This is a genomic window from Alteromonas sp. G5_S2_22_S1, assembly GCF_054968525.1.
The window spans coordinates 174,675-192,613 of record NZ_JBQKUJ010000001.1 but is presented as its reverse complement, the minus strand read 5'-3'; the positions used below and the strand labels follow the sequence as shown (position 1 = coordinate 192,613).

Below are 17,939 nucleotides of genomic sequence, written 5' to 3'. Positions count from 1 at the left end.
CAACAGGGGGAAAAATACGTAATGGCAGATGTATCTATTGAAAAGCTCGCCAGCGACATTGGTACGACCGTTGACCGATTGGTTGGCCAGTTTAAAGACGCGGGTATCTCTAAGAGTGCCGGCGAACAGGTAAACGAAGACGAGAAACAGAAACTATTGGATCATTTAAGTAAGCAACACGGCAGCGCAGCTGAACCAACGCGCATGACACTGAAACGTAAGACGACAAGCACGCTAAGTGTAGGTAAGTCTAAAGAAGTGAAAGTAGAAGTTCGCAAGAAGCGCACTTACGTTAAGCGAAGCGACATTGAAGAGCAGCAGCGTCAAGCGGAAGAAGAGGCGAAGCGTCTTGAAGAAGAAGCACGGCTGAAGCGCGAAGCGGAAGAGAAAGCGGCGGCAGAAGCGAAAAAAGCCGCCGAAGAAAAAGCACGCAAAGCACAAGAAGCGAAAAAAGCCGCTGAAGAAGAGCGTGTTCGTCGCGCAGAACAAGCGAAGAAAGAAGCTGAAGCACGTAAAAAAGACGAGCCAGAGCTAACTGAAGCTGAAAAAGCGGAAGCGGAAGCTGCGCGTCAGGAAGAAGAGCGTTTACGCAAAGCGCAAGAAGAAGAAGCGCAGAAGAAGCTTGAAGAAGACGCGAAGAAAGCGGCTGATGAAGCGCGTAAACTCGCTGAAGAAAACGAACGTCGCTGGAAAGAAGAAGAAGAGCGTCGTAAGAAAGCAGAAGCTGAAGAAGTTCACTTGCACTCTAACCGTTATGCTCAAGAAGCAGAAGACGAAGAAGACATGCAGGTAGAGCGTTCATCGCGCCGTCGTCGTAAGTCTAAGAAAAACGCAGGTGAGCATCTTAAGCAGGGCTTTAATAAGCCAGCGGCACCTGTTGAGCGCGTAGTAAAACTAGGCGCAACCATCACGGTAGGCGAACTTGCTAGTAAACTAGCGATTAAGTCTAATGAAGTTATCAAGACCATGATGAAGATGGGCGAGATGGCGACCATTAACCAAGTACTAGACCAAGATACAGCGGTACTGGTTATCGAAGAGATGGGTCACAAATACGAACTTGTTAACGATAATGCACTAGAAGATGAGTTGTTAGCAGATGGTACAGACGGTGAGAAAACCAGCCGTGCACCTGTTGTTACTATCATGGGTCACGTTGACCATGGTAAAACATCGTTACTTGACTACATTCGTCGTGCGAAGGTTGCAGATGGTGAAGCGGGTGGTATTACTCAGCACATCGGTGCATATAAAGTACAAACAGATAACGGTGAAATCACGTTCCTAGATACACCTGGACACGCCGCGTTTACGGCAATGCGTGCACGTGGTGCTACGGCAACCGATATCGTTATCCTTGTTGTTGCTGCAGATGACGGCGTAATGCCGCAAACGAAAGAAGCGGTACAGCACGCCCGTGCGGCTGGCGTACCACTGATTGTTGCAGTGAACAAAATGGATAAGGAAACAGCTGATCCAGACCGCGTTAAAACTGAGCTTTCTCAACTTGAAGTTATCTCAGAAGAGTGGGGTGGCGAACACCAGTTCTGTAACGTATCTGCTAAAACAGGTATGGGCGTAGACGAGCTTCTAGAAGCTATCGTACTACAATCTGAACTGCTTGACCTTCAAGCAGTAGCGGAAGGTCCAGGTCGTGGTATCGTTATTGAGTCTCGCCTTGATAAAGGTCGTGGGCCAGTGGCTTCAGTACTTGTTCAGGAAGGCCAGCTACGCGCGGGTGACATCCTACTATGTGGTGAAGAATACGGCCGCGTTCGTGCTATGCGCGACGAAAACGGTAAAGACATGAAGCTTGCCGGTCCATCTACACCAGTTGAAGTACTTGGTCTTTCAGGTGTACCGGTAGCGGGTGAAGACGCCGCTGTTGTTAAAGACGAGCGTAAAGCGCGTGAAGTAGCCGCTAAGCGTCACCAGAAGAAACGTGAACTTAAACTAGCACGTCAGCAAAAAGCGAAACTTGAAAACATGTTTGCGAACATGGAATCAGGTGATGTTAGCGAACTTAACATCGTACTTAAAGCCGACGTCCAGGGTTCTGTAGAAGCGATTTCTGAATCACTTATCAAGCTTTCTACTTCTGAAGTGAAAGTAAATATTGTAGGTAGCGGTGTAGGTGGTATCACTGAAACTGACGCAACCCTAGCGGCTGCATCAGGTGCTATCGTACTAGGCTTTAACGTTCGTGCCGATGCAACTGCCCGTCGCGTACTAGAAGCGGAAGAAATTGATTTACGTTACTACAGCGTTATCTACAACCTAATTGATGAAGTGAAAGCGGCCATGAGTGGTATGCTTGCACCAGAATTCAAGCAGGAAATCATTGGTCTTGCAGAAGTACGTGATGTATTTAAGTCACCGAAACTGGGTGCAATTGCCGGCTGTATGGTTACCGAAGGTAATGTTAAGCGCAGCAATCCAATCCGTGTACTACGTGACAACGTAGTAATTTACGAAGGTGAATTAGAATCACTACGTCGCTTTAAAGATGACGTACAAGACGTTCGTAACGGCATGGAATGTGGTATCGGCGTTAAGAACTACAACGACGTAAAAGTAGGCGACCAAATCGAGGTCTTCGAAATCGTTGAAGTTAAACGCGAAATTTAATTGCCTTAGTTAATTCGGCATGTGAAAAACGGGGGCCGAGTGCTCCCGTTTTTGTCTGTACCTAAAGCGTCAGACCCAAAAGCGTGCTTCAAGGTTAAATAAGGAAAGGAGAATACAATGGCTCGTGAGTTTTCACGTACCGACAGAGTTGCTCAGCAAGTTCATAAAGAAGTCGCTAGCATCCTGCAAAATGAATACAAGCACCGTGTGGGTGATATGCCTTTGATTACGGTATCTGACGTAGATGTATCGCGCGATCTAGCGCACGCAAAGATTTTTGTAACCATTTACAACAGCACGGAAGAAGAAGGTAAAGTTCAAATAAAACAGCTAGCAGAGTACAAGAAGTTCATTCGCAGTATTCTTGCTAAGCGACTTCGTATGCGTTCAGTCCCTGACCTTCACTTTTTTGAAGATAAATCAATTATTGAAGGTATGCGTATTTCTAATCTTGTGTCTCAGACCATTGCAAAAGATGAGTCAAAGCGCGACCAAGACGATTCACAAGAGCAGGAGTAGATGGCAAGACGTCGTAAAGGCCGTGATATTAACGGCATAGTATTGCTTGATAAACCACTTGGTGGTTCTTCGAATCAGCTTCTTCAAAAAGTGCGTTGGCTTTATAAAGCAGCCAAGGCGGGTCACACAGGAGCGCTTGATCCTCTGGCCAGTGGTATGCTGCCTTTGTGTCTTGGTGAGGCGACTAAGTTTTCTCAGTTTCTGCTCGATGCTGAGAAAACGTATGAAGTTACGGCGCAGCTAGGGGTGCGTACAACCACCTCTGACGCAGACGGCGAAGTTGTTGAGGAAAAGCCCGTCAATGTTAGCGAAGAGCAAGTCCGCGACGCATGCCTTGCTTTTTTAGGTAAAAGCAAACAAATCCCGTCTATGTTTTCTGCACTCAAACATCAAGGTAAGCCGCTGTATTATTATGCCCGACAGGGGATTGAAATAGAGCGAGAGCCCCGTGATATTGAAGTCTTTGAGCTTGACGTGTTGCGCATTGAGCTTCCTAACGTGGATATGCGAATAAAATGCAGCAAAGGCACGTATATACGTTCAATCGTTGATGACTTAGGGCAAAACTTAGGATGCGGTGCCTACGTTACCCGTTTACATCGTACTGAAGTGGCCGATTATCCTACGGATAAAATGGTATCGCTTGAAAAGTTAATTGAAATCCAGGAGTCACTAGACGACGGTGAGTATAAAGCACTTGATGACTTGCTCATTCCTATGGACACCGCAGTAAGTCGTCTGCCGTTTGTGACTATCAACGACGTTGAAAGAAATCGCTTTGATAATGGACAATCGGTTAAAGGAGAGTGTAGCGAGCCACTTAGTGAGGGCACGTCTTATCGTGTTTATCACGGTGTTGATACCAACGGCATCTTTCTTGGCGTAGGGGAAGGGGTACTTGACCCAAAAGATCAGGGTATACCCAAGCAAGAAATATTCGTTAACCCGAAACGTCGCGTTGTTTATAGTTAGTTCTTAGCAATTAGCGATACCTAGCAAATTATACTCATTTAAAGCCTTGCGGTTACCGCAAGGCTTTTTTAATGGTAAATAAAGTAGTATAAAAGGCGCACCATTTAGTGGTAGGTTATTTATCACTCATACAGACTTTTACCTTCTGCGAAACGTCTTAAACGGGCGCAGAGTGTTAATTAAGGGATTACACAATGATCAAATGGATTGGTTTATGGCTTTGTTCGCTATGCCTGGTATTTGCTGCGGGTTACTATGCCAATGATAAGCGCCCGACAGTCCCCTCAGAAGCTTCTGTACATATAACCAACGTGGGCGACGGTAAAGATGAACACGTCTCACAAGAAGCGCTACCCCCTCAGCAAGGGGAGACTAAGCGTGATCAGTTACCCAAAGACTCAGCGAGTAAACCTGATGAGATTAGCCTAGAGGCCTGGTTGTCCGACAAGCCCAAGCTTAGCTTAAAACAAATAGGCGCCTTAATTATCTCTATAAGCACGATGGGCGAGCAGGCAATTATCGATACGTTATCAAGCATCGATACGTCTATCAGCGATCCAGATGCCGGCATGATTTTGTCAACAATGGTCTCTCGCTTAGTAGAGCTGAACCCCGAAAAAGCCTGGGACCTTGTTGATAATATGAATATTAACTTGGAAACGAAGAAGCAGTTTCGCTTATCGGTTATAGCTAATTGGGCTAATCAATCGCCCTCTAAGGCCCTTGATTGGTATATTAATAATGCTTCACTTACCTCAGGCAGTCTCGAAAACAACATTTACCCTCTGCTCATTTTTAGAGAAATGGCAAGTGAGGACATTGATAGTGCCTTTCAGTCTATCGCTCTTCTTGAGTCAGAAAATTTAAAAAGTGCGGCCTACAGCGGTATTTTTAGTGTCCTAGAAACATCAGAGCAGTTTCGAGACATGTTATCGTTAGTAAAACGTTCGGATGACAAACGGTTAGAAACGAATTTAATAAGTACCTGGGTACGCAAAGACGTTGAAAGCACTAAAGCTTGGTTCGATACGCTAGATGACAACGAACGAAAAAATGAGATAAAACGCGCGGTCTTTGATAGTTATGTAAACCAATCACCCAGTGAAGCTGCTTCCTGGTTTGTAGAACATAGCAGTAGTGAAAACTATCAATCTGATGTTGAACACGCTGCCAGAACTATCGCTTATTTTGAGCCCGACACCGCGCTTAGTTGGGCACAACGTCAAACGAATATCGATACTAAGCAAGCAGTGGTTACCTTATTACAAGGAGCAGTTTACAGATCACCGCAATTTGTCGAACAAAATTTAGACTTAGTTGTAGATCGCGACGCTAAGATAAACATAGCCCACTCGGTGTATTCTGCATACGGATACAAAAGTGACCAGCGGGCAAGGGATTTTTTGAACGGTTTCGAATACAAAAGCGAGTTAGCTAAACGTATTAATAAGGTGGAATCGAACCTTAAACGGGTTAATTGATGAATTTACGTTGTTCGGTCCTTGCTAACTGTGCAAAGGTCATTATAATACGGCGCTCATTCCGCTTTGCTGAATTAGTGATCGGCGAAGCATTAATATTAGGAGAATGACATGTCACTAACTAAAGCAGAAACCGCGAAAATCATTGCTGAGTACGGCGTTAAAGAAGGCGACACTGGTTCACCAGAAGTTCAAGTTGCTTTGCTTACTCACAACATCAACAAGCTTCAAGGTCACTTCGCTGATCACAAGAAAGATCACCACTCACGTCGTGGTCTTCTACGTATGGTTAGCCAACGTCGTAAGCTTCTAGACTACCTTAAAGGCAAGAACGCTGAGCGTTACCTTGACCTAATCAAGCGTCTAGGCCTTCGTCGATAAGACTAGGTTTCAAGAAAAGCGCCCAATGGGCGCTTTTTTTCTGTGTGAATTTTATTCCTTCAAAAAAGCGACGCTTTGTCCTCACATTTTTTATTTGCTAGAAGCTTAGACCATATTTTTGAGATTTGGCGTTCGTTGCAATTAATTATTATCGCATAGGCGCGTTTTAAAGCATTCTTAATGGCATGTTAGTTTGAGGGTGCAGTTTTACTTGATGCTTTAACCGCATTTTGCAACGTGGTTAGCTCGTGTTGGGTGAGGTTACGCCACTGTCCCGGTTTCAGGGCCTTGAGCTCAAGGTGCATAATTCGCGTGCGCTTTAATTTAGTCACCTCATACCCAAGAAATTCACACATTCTGCGGATTTGGCGATTGAGCCCTTGGGTTAGGATAATAGTAAACGTATTTTTACCTGTGGGCTTTACAACACAAGGCTTAGTTACTGTTCCTAAGATAGGGACACCACGGGCCATGCGTTTAACGAAGCGCTCGCTGATAGGCTGGTTAACCGTGACTTCGTACTCTTTATCGTGAGCATTTTCAGCGCGCAATATCTTGTTTACTATATCACCGTCACTGGTCAAGATAATAAGCCCTTCTGATGGCTTATCTAGGCGCCCAACAGGGAAAATACGCGCTTTGTGACCTATGGCATCAATGATGTTTCCCTTAACGTGTCGCTCTGTGGTGCAGGTGATACCTATGGGTTTGTTGTAAACAATATACACCCGATCGGATTTGTCTTTAGCCACCGCCCCAACAATTTTGCCATCTACTTTTACGATGTCATTTGGGCCTATCTTGGTGCCAAGTTCTGGAGGATGGTTGTTTACACTAACGCGCTTTTGCTCAATGAGTTTATCAGCTTCACGTCGCGAACACAGGCCGGTGTCACTGATATATTTATTTAAACGTTTTGGCGCTTGGTCACTCATTGCGCAGTATGTCCTATAATTTTTTAAAAGAAGATAATAATATCACGACACACGCTAATACATAAAAAATGAAAGGGGCACATTGCCCCTTTCGTTTCTTCGTTTAACAGTGTGTTGCCTCACCGCTAAATAGAGATTACATCAACCAATATTCTATTGAGTTCCTGCCGTAGCTGGCGCCGAGCCGCTTCCACCTGATGCACCGCTGCGAGACACTACTTTTGTAGCAATTTCGCGGATTTCATTTTCTAAGCTAGTCAGACGGCCAGATAATGTTGTATTGCGCTGCTCTAGAACAGAAAGCTTATCTGAAAGGTTACGCACACTTTGTTGCGCGCTTTGTTTATCGTTAGCCGCTTGCTCAAGCTGAACGTTCACCGCGAGCAACTCGTCGGCCAGCGAGGCCAGCTGATTTTTCACAGAACCAATGGCCGCCGCCTGGGCGTTAACATCGTCAGATACGGAACCAATATTTTTGTTGAGCGCGGTTTGGACGTTGCCAACACGATCGCCTAAATCGGCAATTTCTTTTTGGTTGCGGCGCCAAGCTGAAGCCCATAGCTTGTCCATCTGTTCCCACAGCTCGTTGGTTTTATTACTGAGCTCGGTCACCTTAACCTGAAGCGCGACCGTAGACTCGCCAATTTCTTCGCCAGTGGCAGAGAGTTTGTTTTCAAGCTGCATAATGCGTTTTTCGGCTTGATCGGCAACGGCTTTTTGTTGCTCTAATAGCGTATATAAGTAGTAACAGCCACCACATGCAGCTAACGCTACAATTGCAACCAAGGTTACCCATATTCCATTTCCACCACCGTTCGATGAAGGGGAAGGAGAAGAAGGCGTTGATGACGGCGTGGTAGAGGGTTTTGAAGGTGCCGCTTGCCTTTTGGTTTGGTAATCTCGACGGTCTTCTTCGTCCAGCCTAATTGTTGGAAACTCGTCGTTTTTTGAATTGTTTGCCATAGTAAATTATTTATCTCGTTATGTAGGGCTCGCTAATCACAAGGCTATCATGATGTGCGCTAATAAGAAGAGAGCCCATCCTTTTTTACGCGCTACCGCATGTTATCGCTTATTTAAAGGAAATTCTATGGCTTATGAAGATGTCAACAATACATAAGCCACAAGATTAAACATTTTCTTTAACGCGTTAGATTTAGCTGCGCTGAAACGCGGCTTTAGGATTTGTCGCCGATCCACTCAACCCGATACAAGTCGCGTCTTCTATCAAGGTAGTTTCTTACTGATCCTTCGTTTTGAAGTTTGGTAAGCTTGTCTAAATCTAAATCAACAATGAGAGTCATTTCCGTGTTTGGCGTGGTTTCAGATACAATTGCATCGTGAGGAAACGCAAAATCACTAGGAGAAAATACGGCCGTTTGCCCGTACTGTATGTCTACATTATCAACTTTGGGTAAATTACCAACACTTCCGGCAATGGCAACGTAACATTCATTTTCGATAGCCCGTGCCTGTGCGCACCGGCGTACGCGTAAATAGCCGTTTTTAGTATCAGTCCAAAATGGAACAAAGAGTATTTGCATTTCTTGGTCAGACAGAATGCGCGCAAGCTCGGGGAACTCCACGTCATAGCAAATCAGTACGCCAATTTTACCAAAATCGGTATCGAAGGTTTTAAGGCTGTTACCGCCTTTCATTATCCAATCCTCTTTCTCGTGAGGAGTAGGATGCAGTTTATATTGGCTCTCGATGGTGCCATCTCTTTTACAGATGTAGCTAACGTTGTAAAGCTCTTCCTCTTCCACCACAGGCATAGAGCCAGCAATGATCGTGATATTGTAGGACACCGCTAAATGGGACACCGCTGTTAAAATTTCATCGGTGTAGGTAGCTAAGTGCCAAATAGCGTCAATGGAAGAATCTGACGGGCTAAGCCCCATTAATGGTGCATTGAAAAACTCGGGGAAAAGCGCAACATCACAGGAATAATCTGACAGTGCGTCAACGAAATATTCGACCTGCTGCAATAGCTCTTCTACATTGTTAAAATAGCGCATCTGCCATTGAATACAGCCTATACGGGCGCTGGCCTTTCTGCTTGCGATTAGAGAAGGGGTACCAGGCTCATAGTAAATATTGTGCCACTGAAGCAAGGTGGCATACCCTTGCGACGCTTCATCTTCAGGCAAGTAAGCTGACATAACCTGTTTCACTTCAAAGCCGTTAGAAAGCTGAAAGGTTAAAATAGGGTCGTAGATATCTTTAAGCTTTACCTGTTCAATGTATTCGTATGGCGACAATTCATTAGCGTGGTTTTTGTAGTTTGGTATACGGCCGCCCGCCATTATCGACTTTAAGTTGAGGTTACGACACAGTTCTTTGCGCGCCTCGTACAATCTGCGGCCTAGTCTAAGGCCGCGATACTCAGGGCAAACAATCACTTCAACGCCATATAGCACATCGCCGTTAGGATCGTGAGTGGTCAGGTAGGCGTCGCCGGTTATCTCATCATAACTGTGTTTATCGCCAAACTGGTCATAGTCGACGATAACCGAGATAGCAAAAGCGACCACCTTGCCTTTATCTTCAATACAAATTTGCCCTTCGGGAAAGGTTGTTACCTGGGCTTTGTAATTAGAGTACGGCCAAGCGCCTCCTACATTGGCGTAAACTGTATCCATTAACGCCTTTACATCGTTGTAGTCATCTAGCCTTAAATTTCTCAAGTCTAAATGATGTTCCGTTTCTTCTATTTGTGTTTGATCTTGACTCATGGGTTACTCATGTTTGTTACGCTTTACATCACTTATATTCAAGTATAGTTGATGTTGACTTTAAGTAAGACAAGCAAGAAGCGTGCGATTTCGAAGCACGCTCGCCAGCGATAAAACTTTTTTCTTCTATCGATTAAAATTTTGCGGAGTAAAAACCGCGTTTCACAATTGCCACACTAATGTTAGCGGCGTATAACGTCGCAGCTTTCTCGCGGCGTGCATTAACGCCATCAATGCACATCAAACCTTCTTTGTTTTAATTTATCGGTAAACAAAACGTAAATGAATAAACAGCAACTGACAGCAATACAACCTCTTCATGTTTTTGATGAATCGATTTTCGAAACCATTGTCGATGACCTCGTTACGAAAGGCTTTTCTATACAAGAGAATGGGTTACCTGATTTTATAACACAAGCTCTTTTAGACTGTCAGCGTTCAATTTCTGAGGCAGAATATAAAACGGCCGGCATTGGTCGCGCGGAAAACTATAAAAAAGCGACGAACGTGAGAGGGGATGCAATATGTTGGATTACGGGCTCGTCCCAAGAGGGAGCACTGTGGCTAGCATGGTGTGAAGCAATGCAGCAGTATATAAACCGTTCACTTTTTATGGGGCTTTTTTCGTTTGAAAGTCATTTCGCCTGCTACGGACCGGGTAAATTTTACAAAAGACATGTAGATGCGTTTAAAGGGCAGGGCAATCGCGTGCTTTCACTGGTCGGGTATTTGAATGAAGATTGGCTGGAGGAGAACGGTGGAGAACTGGTCATTTACAATAGCAGTGATGACGTTGAAGGTACCAAAGTCTTACCGAAGAAAAATACCCTTGTCGTCTTTTTGAGCGAACAGTTTCCCCATGAAGTACTGCCTGCTACACGTACCCGTCACTCTATTGCCGGTTGGTTTAGAGTTAACGGCAGCGTTAACGATAACATAGACCCACCGCGTTAAAACTTATGGGGCAATGTTCAGCATGTCTGGTATCTAAAACATAATACTTATGTATAATAACTTCACGCTATCTATCTACAGATAAAGGGTGTAAAACTAAACCTTCACTAGGGTAATATGCTCTAAATGTTTCGTTTTAAAAGCCTTGCTCTTAATGTGGAAGTAAAGTGCTTTTAACTGACGCTTTCCCAGAACGTTTTGTTGATATGGTAGTGCAGTCCACAATAGCATCGCTTAAATGCCTATTGTGCCGCTTAGGGAAAAGACGTAAGAAGTGATTGGTCAATGCTGGAAAAAATACCTGCCCCCACCCCAAGAGAAGAACTCCATGTACTGGTTATCGATAATCAGGGGCTTGTTCATGATGTCGTAGCATCTGCATTGCATGAAATTGGAATAAAGAATGTCAGCAGTGCATTTAACGCATTTCATGCAAAGCGACTATGTGAAGCGCGACAGTTTGATTTTGTATTATTGTCGTTTAACGTAAGCCACGATAAAGATGGCTTTCACCTCTTTGAAGAATTAAAGCACCTCAATCACATCAATGACACAACAACTGTCGTGTTCTTAAGCGCCGAAACATCGCCCGAGCTCGTCAATTGTATTGTCGAACTTCAGCCCGATGATTTTTGGGTAAAACCCCTACAGCGTAATAAAATTGAGTCTCGATTAGACTATTTAATACAAGTGCGCCTTAAGCTGCACAAAATGTTGTACTGTATGCAGATAGGCGACTATTCCACTGCGATGTATTATGCCGAAAGGCAGCTAAAAGACGCCTTGCTTTCTGAGTATCACACAAGAATAAAGCGCTTAATTGGCGATTGCTTATTGCAGCTTCGCGATTACGAGACCGCCGAAGATTATTTTAGGGGCTTATTGCAGAGTATGGACCACGCATGGGTTCATATTGGCTTAACTCGCTCCTTACTTAGACAAGACGAATTAGAAGAAGCCCAGCTTCTTGTCGATGATTTGTTACAAAGGCCTGATACGCGGTTTTTAACGTACGATTTACTGGCGCAGTATTTTATAGAAAAAGAGCAGTTCGATATTGCTTATGAGCAGATGAAAGAAGCGAGTAGGCTTGCGCCCCGTAATATTGAGCGCAACAAGCGCCTATGGGACCTCGCTCGACTTAATCACGACAAAAAAGGCCAGCTTTCTGCCGTTCAAAACATGGCAAAATTTGCTAAAAACTCTATTCACGATTCACCTCAGCTCACGTTAAACGTTATCCGTTCTACTATTGACCTTGCTACTAGCCTGGGCAATACAGAGACAGAAAGGTATTTGCAAAAAGCCGAGTCCGAACTGGAAGAGCTTAAACAGCAAAAAGGTATGCAAAGTCAGCTTGGTGAACAAATTGACGTGGTGAAAGCCCGCGTGCTTTGTCTAAGAGATGATAAGCGTAGTGCAGAAAAATTGATGAAAGATCGCTCAGCTTCTACAGAAGGCTTGTCGATGGAAGACAGTCTGGACAAAATGAAGGCGTTTCATGAACTGGGAATGCGCGAACACTGTGTCAGTATTTTAGATAAGCTACGTAAACAGATTGAAGGCGATACCTTTACCTCGCAAGTGGTCAATGAATACTTAAATCAAGAGTCCATTGAACGCAGTGAGATTCAGTTTACCACCAAAGAACTGAAACAGATGGCAACGGTAAACTATAAAGAGAACCGATTGAACCCCGCCTACAATAACTTGCTGCAGGCACTGACATTGTCGCCTAAAGATAAACAAATTGCGTTGAGTTTATTGAAAGTTATTACCCAAATTCACCTTGACGATAACCTATCTGATGAACAAATGAAGTCGGCAAAGCGTGCAGCAAAGGTACTGTTATCTAGTGAATTATCGACAACGCAAGCGGAGAAGCGGGACCAGTATATTAAGCGTATTGGTATCGAAGTTGACGATACTAATGCCGCTGACTTAGTGGGTATGGTAGTGTCTAAAGCGTGAACGCCTAGTGGTGTGTAGAAATAGAAAATTATGGTGATGCGCCATTGAAAAAGCTGCCTTTAAAGGCAGCTTTTTACGTTTGCGGGTCACATTTTGTTAATGTGAACGGCGCTGGTTATTTTTCAACGTTAGCTTTTCTTTTCAACATTATGCTGACGACGGCGAAAACCTACCATTGCGGCTAGCAATGCGAAAATTCCTCCCATCGCTCCTCCTGAGCTATCCTTGTTGTCATCTTCATCGTCTTCAACTACGTCCGCTTGTAAATCGAATGTGGCGATGAATGGGTCATGGTCCGAGCTTCTAAACGGGCCAACGTCGGTAAATGCGTAGCCTTCTTCTTCAGGATAGAAACGAAGCGCTTGATCGTACTGTAGCTGATACGCTTCCACTGAGTTAATATTCCAGTGCGCACCATCAATAGCGTCTGCAAGCATGGCGTCACTTGCTAACACGTGATCTAAACTACCCACTTGTTCAGTGCCGTAGAACCAATATGAAAAGCCTTCTGCGTCGAACTCTTCGGCTAAATTGTGATAGCCAAAGCTAGATTCAACGTCAACCGAAGCACCTTCGTCCATGCCCGTGTTTATAGCAGTAGCGATGGTGTATCCACGTGATTCAGGTGTGTAATCGGTAAGTACAGCGACAGGGTCTTCAGCACTGTATGCATTTAAGTCGCCCAAGATGACCTTACGCTCAGGCAGGCTCTCATCGCTCAATGCGTTACCAAGCGTGATCGCTGCCGATACGCGAAGTGCATTACAGCTGCCTTGAATTGTCGTAATTTCAGACGGTGCTTCTGCTACGTCCTCAGCACACTGCGAACCTTTAGATTTAAAGTGATTTACCGCAACAAGGAACGACTTGCTACTTTCGTTATGAACGAACGACTGAAGAAGGCTAGGGCGCATACGTGCCAGACTATCTTCATCAATTTGTTGTACTGGCATATCCACAATCATTGCATCGCTTTCAGGTGTCACTACAGACGCCTTATATAGTAAGCCTACGGTAATGGCATCGGTACCTATTTCGCTACCGTCGCTGGTAGCAACAAATGCGTATTGTTCGGTTTCACCTAATTCAGCATTAATGGCATTAACAAGAGACTGGATAGCGCTATCGTCGCCAAAGCCATCATTCTCTATCTCCATTAAGCCAACAACATCAGCATTCAAATTAATAATGGCTTCGACAATACGGCCTTGTTGTAGGGCGAAGGCCACGTCGTCTGACGCACCGCGATTGTTGTCATAATCAAAGGTCACATCGCCGTTTTCATCTACTTCGCCATTGAAATAGTTCAGTACGTTAAACGTCGCGATTGAAAGGTTACCTTCAGCAACAACAGGGTTGGCTTCGCGTGTTGAAGCTACTTCAATGATGTCACTTGGATTTATTCTGTAAGTACCAAAGCTATAGTTTAGCGGGCCCGAGGCCGACACACTGTCGCCAATGCGAATGGCGTTCGCATAGCTGAAAGTAGGGAAGTAATTAAGTGTATCAGGATATTGTGAGCCACTATTGTCTTCAATAGTGAGTAAGCTGGTTTCGCTTGCTTGCTCTGCTGCAACGTAGTCTTCTGACAGTGGAGCTGCAACGTCGCTCGGCTGACGCTTAATCGTGTCACTAACGACAATCTCACCGAAGCGCCACAAGTTATTCGTGCTTATTACGGTAGCATCGGTAACGCTTACTACCATGCCTTCCAGTGTTTCTAAGTCAACTTCATAAGGCATTGAAAGGGCTACGCTCGCAACCGATTCCGCTTCGCCACAATCTAACGCTACCACAGCGCTGTCCATAACCAGCGTGGTCATGCCGTAATTTTCTTCAACTTCTCCGTAAAGACGAACCAGGTTGCCTACTTCAATGTCTATATTACCTTCTACCAACAGGCCTTCAGACGTTGCTTCATTAGCGTCGTAATCTGCCGTTTCTTCTTGGATAAAGAATCCGCCATCTCGCGTACCTGTTACAATAGCTTCTACAATAACCTTATTGCCCACCTCTGCAGAGCTATTCTCACTACCTTGAATAGTACTGATAAGCACCGCGTCATCGCCACAAACCCCTAGCTCAACGGCCGGTACTTCAGGTTCATCGACTACTTCATCTCCACCTTCAGTTGTGAAAGTACCTGTTGGGAAAGGTGTCGTTGCATCGGTATTTGTTGTTGCGCCATCTAACGCATCCACACCGCTGAATGTCCAGTTAGCTGAATCGAAGTTGCCGCCGTTAGCGTTTTGGCCTGAGGTACGGTAAGCCCACCCATCAAGGTATTCCCACGCGGTGCCGTTTCCATCGGTATTAATGTCGCCAAACGTATCAATAACACTACCGTCTTTGAAAAGTTCAATAGCATCGTCGCCATTAATGCCCATTGACGAGCTATCATAGTCAGGTGCTGAACCGAAAAACGCGGTAAAGCCGTCTATTTCAGATGCAACGTAAATATAGGTTCCTGCAGTTGCAGATACGCCAGTTGGGAAGGTGAACTCTTCGCCATCTGTGCCACCACCATTATTGGCAGAGCCAACACCATAAGCGGACAAGTCGGCAATGTCGTTGACCACAAAAAGTTCAACGGCTTTGGGTACACCGCCACTTAGCGGCCCATCAATGACACCACTAATGACCAAATCGTTAGCATTAACTGCTGTGGAAGAAAGCGCAGAAATTATCCCTGCAGATAGTAAAGTTAATGATGTTTTCACGTCATTTTCCCTTTGTAGTTTTCATTATTTTTCTAATTCACATCTTTGTGTGTGCTCGCAGGTGTGCAAGCCAGCAATAACCAGGCCCAATGCCATTTTGCTATTGCGAGTACTACCGTAAAGGGATTTCGCGTGGGTAGGAATGATTTAAGCTTATTCAAGCTGTATTTTAATAAATTTATATACAACAGGTACTTATCTTTTATGGGTAAGTTTATTTATGCCTTTGAGTTGTAACAAAGCGCTTAATTTTCGCTTAAGTAATTCTATTCAGTGAAGTGTTTAAACCGCTAACGCAAGCTAGGGCGTTACCCATCAATTCATTTGTTTTCAATATGTTGTTTAAATAAAGCATGATCGTCTATTACTTGCTCAGCATACAAATTTGCAACTTTTACCAGTAGGGTCTTTACAGATTCAAATGTTTTAGCCGCAGAAGAGGAGAAGCAGGTACTGCGGCGATCTCCCCGACAGTGCGCTAAAGCAAGGCTGTACCCACAAAGTTCAGCAAAGTAATTAAAACCCTTTTCAATGGCTTTGTTGCCCATGGCGATATCGTGCGGGGCAACCCCAACTTTAGCGTGATGGCGCGAGCGCACTAAATAGTGTGCGCCAGCGTATTTTACCTCATCGAGCACTAAGTCTGGCCTGCGCTGCATTCGGCGTTGGCAGCGGGCGGTAAGATGCGCCGCGTTCAGTCGATTAACCGGGTTAAGCGCTTTAAAATAGTGAATGGGAGCGGCTTCACGCTGCTGCTTCACTTCTACGATATGGCAATGTGAGAAGCTTTCGGCGTTATGCGGTTTGGACGGGCCCACTAAAAAATAATAGCGGTTCATATTAACCGAGCCCGTACCGGCATTTAGGCGTTTAACGATATCCACAACGGCGTCATCCATATAAGGGGCAAACGCGGCCAGTAACGCTGAATACTCTTGCCCACTTAGTTTAGTGAACTTCTCGCTGTTACGCTTGAAGGCTAATGTGCCGCCCTGTAGTTGTACTGCTTTGGCTAACGCACTTTTTGACGTGAAATCTTCACCACCTGCACTACGCGCCTTTGCTTTGTTATAGAGCTTAGTTAATTTACTGGGAACGGTGCTAGGGCAGGTGTCTATTGCTTCGTTAAGTACCGAAGCGTTTGCTTTAACGCGCTCACATGTCTTTATATAGCTTTCTATAAAACGATACTGAGCTTCAATCACATCCTGATGGCCAACGACCGGTTTCGAATGGTTGATAGCGTCATCTTGATATTTACCTTTAACCACACCAACGCAATGTGCTCTGGCAAGATGTAAAGACGTGAGATAGCGAAGAACGTCCCATTGCGCTTGTCCTACGCATGCATCGTCGAAATCGTTGGGTGAGAAAATAACCGTGTCGCCATGGGAACCCTCTTCGGTAAGAAAACCGAAATTTGAGGTGTGGCAATCGCCCATTACGCTTGTAAGGGGAATTGAGTCACATTCTTTTGGGAAGGTGATGACCCCAGATCGAATATCGGCATAAAATAGCTGGGCACTTCCTCGATAAAACACAAAAGGGCTTGAAGCCATCTTTGTGTGCTTAGCTAGCTGTAAGCTTGGTGTTTGCCCGTCAATGCGTTTGACTGCATCTATGATATGTTGAAGCCGATTGTCTAACATGGTTTTCCTCACCTATTCATGTGGCAAACGCTGAGCTTTTAAGTGCGCGTATTGCAATGCAATTAATCAATTTGGTTCTATTTTCATCGTTCAATTCAATAACCTGATTAAGCGATTCATTTTTACCAATTAGTTTTTTAAAATGATACGCGCTATTCTTATCACCAGTTTCGAGAGACATGAATTTTTCATTAGTGAATAAGTTCACAAAAGTGTAAAACCATGTCGTCACTATAAACGTAAAGTTTGTATTCGCATGCTACTTGCTTGCGAAGATAATTTAAAACCAAAATGGAGAATTAAACATGGCATTGATCAATACTGCTATCAAACCTTTCAAAGCGACTGCATTTAAAGACGGCGAGTTCATTGACGTAAGCAGTGAAGACATCAAAGGTAAATGGGCAGTTTTCGTATTTTACCCAGCTGATTTCACATTCGTATGCCCAACCGAGCTTGGTGACATCGCTGACAAATACGAAGAGCTTCAGTCTCGTGGCGTAGAAGTTTTCTCAGTATCTACTGACACTCACTTCACACACAAAGCATGGCACGATTCTTCAGACACGATCAACAAGATCAAGTTTGCAATGATTGGCGACCCAACAGGTGAAATCACTCGCAACTTCGATTGTATGCGTGAAACTATGGGCCTTGCTGACCGTGCAACATTTGTTGTTGACCCAGAGGGTATCGTTCAAGCAATGGAAATCACGTCTGAAGGTATCGGCCGTGATGCAGACGACCTAGTACGTAAGGTTAAAGCTGCTCAGTACGTAGCAAATAACCCAGGCGAAGTTTGCCCAGCTAAATGGAAAGAAGGTGAAGAAACACTAGCACCTTCTCTAGACCTAGTAGGTAAAATCTAAGCGTCTTGCTTAGAGGCCGATAATGCCGTTGGCGTTAGCTAACGGTAAGCATTGGCAACGTTTATATAGGGAGCGGGTCTCCGCTCCCTGATGTTAATTCCCAATTTCCGCTTATGTAGTTGACC

13 protein-coding genes are annotated in these 17,939 nt (G+C 44.7%); 8 read left to right on the top strand and 5 right to left on the bottom strand.

Annotation, left to right across the window (positions count from 1 at the left end; translation table 11 throughout):
* Window positions 1-21: 21 nt before the first annotated feature.
* From infB to rpsO, 5 genes are all read left to right on the top strand, one after another.
* A complete protein-coding gene (gene infB / locus ACTRWF_RS00930; protein WP_012518253.1) occupies window positions 22-2,628 on the top strand; it encodes a translation initiation factor IF-2 in 2,607 nt (868 codons plus the stop codon).
* A gap of 117 nt (window positions 2,629-2,745) precedes the next feature.
* Window positions 2,746-3,147: a 30S ribosome-binding factor RbfA gene (gene rbfA / locus ACTRWF_RS00925; protein WP_012518254.1), complete on the top strand. Its 402-nt coding sequence runs from the start codon at window positions 2,746-2,748 to the stop codon at window positions 3,145-3,147.
* Window positions 3,148-4,119, top strand: coding sequence for a tRNA pseudouridine(55) synthase TruB (truB, locus tag ACTRWF_RS00920; RefSeq protein ID WP_462834959.1), 972 nt, complete (start codon window positions 3,148-3,150; stop codon window positions 4,117-4,119).
* A gap of 194 nt (window positions 4,120-4,313) precedes the next feature.
* The gene (locus ACTRWF_RS00915) at window positions 4,314-5,600 is read left to right on the top strand and encodes a hypothetical protein (protein WP_462834958.1); all 1,287 of its coding nucleotides are present in this window, start codon (window positions 4,314-4,316) and stop codon (window positions 5,598-5,600) included.
* A gap of 111 nt (window positions 5,601-5,711) precedes the next feature.
* Window positions 5,712-5,981, top strand: coding sequence for a 30S ribosomal protein S15 (gene rpsO / locus ACTRWF_RS00910; protein WP_012518257.1), 270 nt, complete (start codon window positions 5,712-5,714; stop codon window positions 5,979-5,981).
* A 188-nt stretch (window positions 5,982-6,169) separates the two neighbouring features.
* Here rpsO and rluF read toward each other — a convergent pair whose 3' ends face one another.
* From rluF to ACTRWF_RS00895, 3 genes are all read right to left on the bottom strand, one after another.
* On the bottom strand, window positions 6,170-6,916 hold the full coding sequence (gene rluF / locus ACTRWF_RS00905) for a 23S rRNA pseudouridine(2604) synthase RluF (protein ID WP_012518258.1): 747 nt from the start codon (window positions 6,914-6,916) through the stop codon (window positions 6,170-6,172).
* Window positions 6,917-7,069: 153 nt separating this feature from the next.
* Window positions 7,070-7,879 (bottom strand): AAA family ATPase, encoded by an 810-nt coding sequence (locus ACTRWF_RS00900; RefSeq protein ID WP_012518259.1) that lies wholly within the window; start codon window positions 7,877-7,879, stop codon window positions 7,070-7,072.
* Window positions 7,880-8,094: 215 nt separating this feature from the next.
* On the bottom strand, window positions 8,095-9,651 hold the full coding sequence (locus ACTRWF_RS00895; RefSeq protein WP_012518260.1) for a carbon-nitrogen hydrolase family protein: 1,557 nt from the start codon (window positions 9,649-9,651) through the stop codon (window positions 8,095-8,097).
* Window positions 9,652-9,933: 282 nt separating this feature from the next.
* On the opposite strand from ACTRWF_RS00895, the gene ACTRWF_RS00890 reads away from it, so the two are divergent.
* A complete protein-coding gene (locus ACTRWF_RS00890; RefSeq protein WP_012518262.1) occupies window positions 9,934-10,605 on the top strand; it encodes a 2OG-Fe(II) oxygenase in 672 nt (223 codons plus the stop codon).
* 285 nt (window positions 10,606-10,890) lie between these two features.
* Window positions 10,891-12,576: a response regulator gene (locus ACTRWF_RS00885; protein ID WP_012518264.1), complete on the top strand. Its 1,686-nt coding sequence runs from the start codon at window positions 10,891-10,893 to the stop codon at window positions 12,574-12,576.
* 128 nt (window positions 12,577-12,704) lie between these two features.
* On the opposite strand, the gene ACTRWF_RS00880 is transcribed toward ACTRWF_RS00885, so the two are convergent.
* Entirely contained in the window at window positions 12,705-15,296 is a 2,592-nt protein-coding gene (locus tag ACTRWF_RS00880) for an ExeM/NucH family extracellular endonuclease (RefSeq protein ID WP_462834957.1), read from the bottom strand.
* 320 nt (window positions 15,297-15,616) lie between these two features.
* A complete protein-coding gene (locus ACTRWF_RS00875) occupies window positions 15,617-16,945 on the bottom strand; it encodes a DUF2252 family protein (RefSeq protein ID WP_462834956.1) in 1,329 nt (442 codons plus the stop codon).
* 311 nt (window positions 16,946-17,256) lie between these two features.
* Here ACTRWF_RS00875 and ahpC point away from each other — a divergent pair, with 311 nt between their 5' ends.
* Window positions 17,257-17,814: an alkyl hydroperoxide reductase subunit C gene (gene ahpC, locus ACTRWF_RS00870; RefSeq protein ID WP_431603865.1), complete on the top strand. Its 558-nt coding sequence runs from the start codon at window positions 17,257-17,259 to the stop codon at window positions 17,812-17,814.
* Window positions 17,815-17,939 lie beyond the last annotated feature (125 nt).

What these genes read in the sequence shown, in the direction of transcription:
- ACTRWF_RS00890 (WP_012518262.1), top strand. Translation starts at nt 9,934, where the DNA reads ATGAATAAACAGCAACTGACAGCAATACAACCTCTTCATGTTTTTGAT.
- rluF (WP_012518258.1), bottom strand. Translation starts at nt 6,916, where the DNA reads ATGAGTGACCAAGCGCCAAAACGTTTAAATAAATATATCAGTGACACC.
- ACTRWF_RS00895 (WP_012518260.1), bottom strand. Translation starts at nt 9,651, where the DNA reads ATGAGTCAAGATCAAACACAAATAGAAGAAACGGAACATCATTTAGAC.
- ACTRWF_RS00915 (WP_462834958.1), top strand. Translation starts at nt 4,314, where the DNA reads ATGATCAAATGGATTGGTTTATGGCTTTGTTCGCTATGCCTGGTATTT.
- infB (WP_012518253.1), top strand. Translation starts at nt 22, where the DNA reads ATGGCAGATGTATCTATTGAAAAGCTCGCCAGCGACATTGGTACGACC.
- ACTRWF_RS00885 (WP_012518264.1), top strand. Translation starts at nt 10,891, where the DNA reads ATGCTGGAAAAAATACCTGCCCCCACCCCAAGAGAAGAACTCCATGTA.
- truB (WP_462834959.1), top strand. Translation starts at nt 3,148, where the DNA reads ATGGCAAGACGTCGTAAAGGCCGTGATATTAACGGCATAGTATTGCTT.
- rpsO (WP_012518257.1), top strand. Translation starts at nt 5,712, where the DNA reads ATGTCACTAACTAAAGCAGAAACCGCGAAAATCATTGCTGAGTACGGC.
- rbfA (WP_012518254.1), top strand. Translation starts at nt 2,746, where the DNA reads ATGGCTCGTGAGTTTTCACGTACCGACAGAGTTGCTCAGCAAGTTCAT.
- ACTRWF_RS00875 (WP_462834956.1), bottom strand. Translation starts at nt 16,945, where the DNA reads ATGTTAGACAATCGGCTTCAACATATCATAGATGCAGTCAAACGCATT.
- ACTRWF_RS00900 (WP_012518259.1), bottom strand. Translation starts at nt 7,879, where the DNA reads ATGGCAAACAATTCAAAAAACGACGAGTTTCCAACAATTAGGCTGGAC.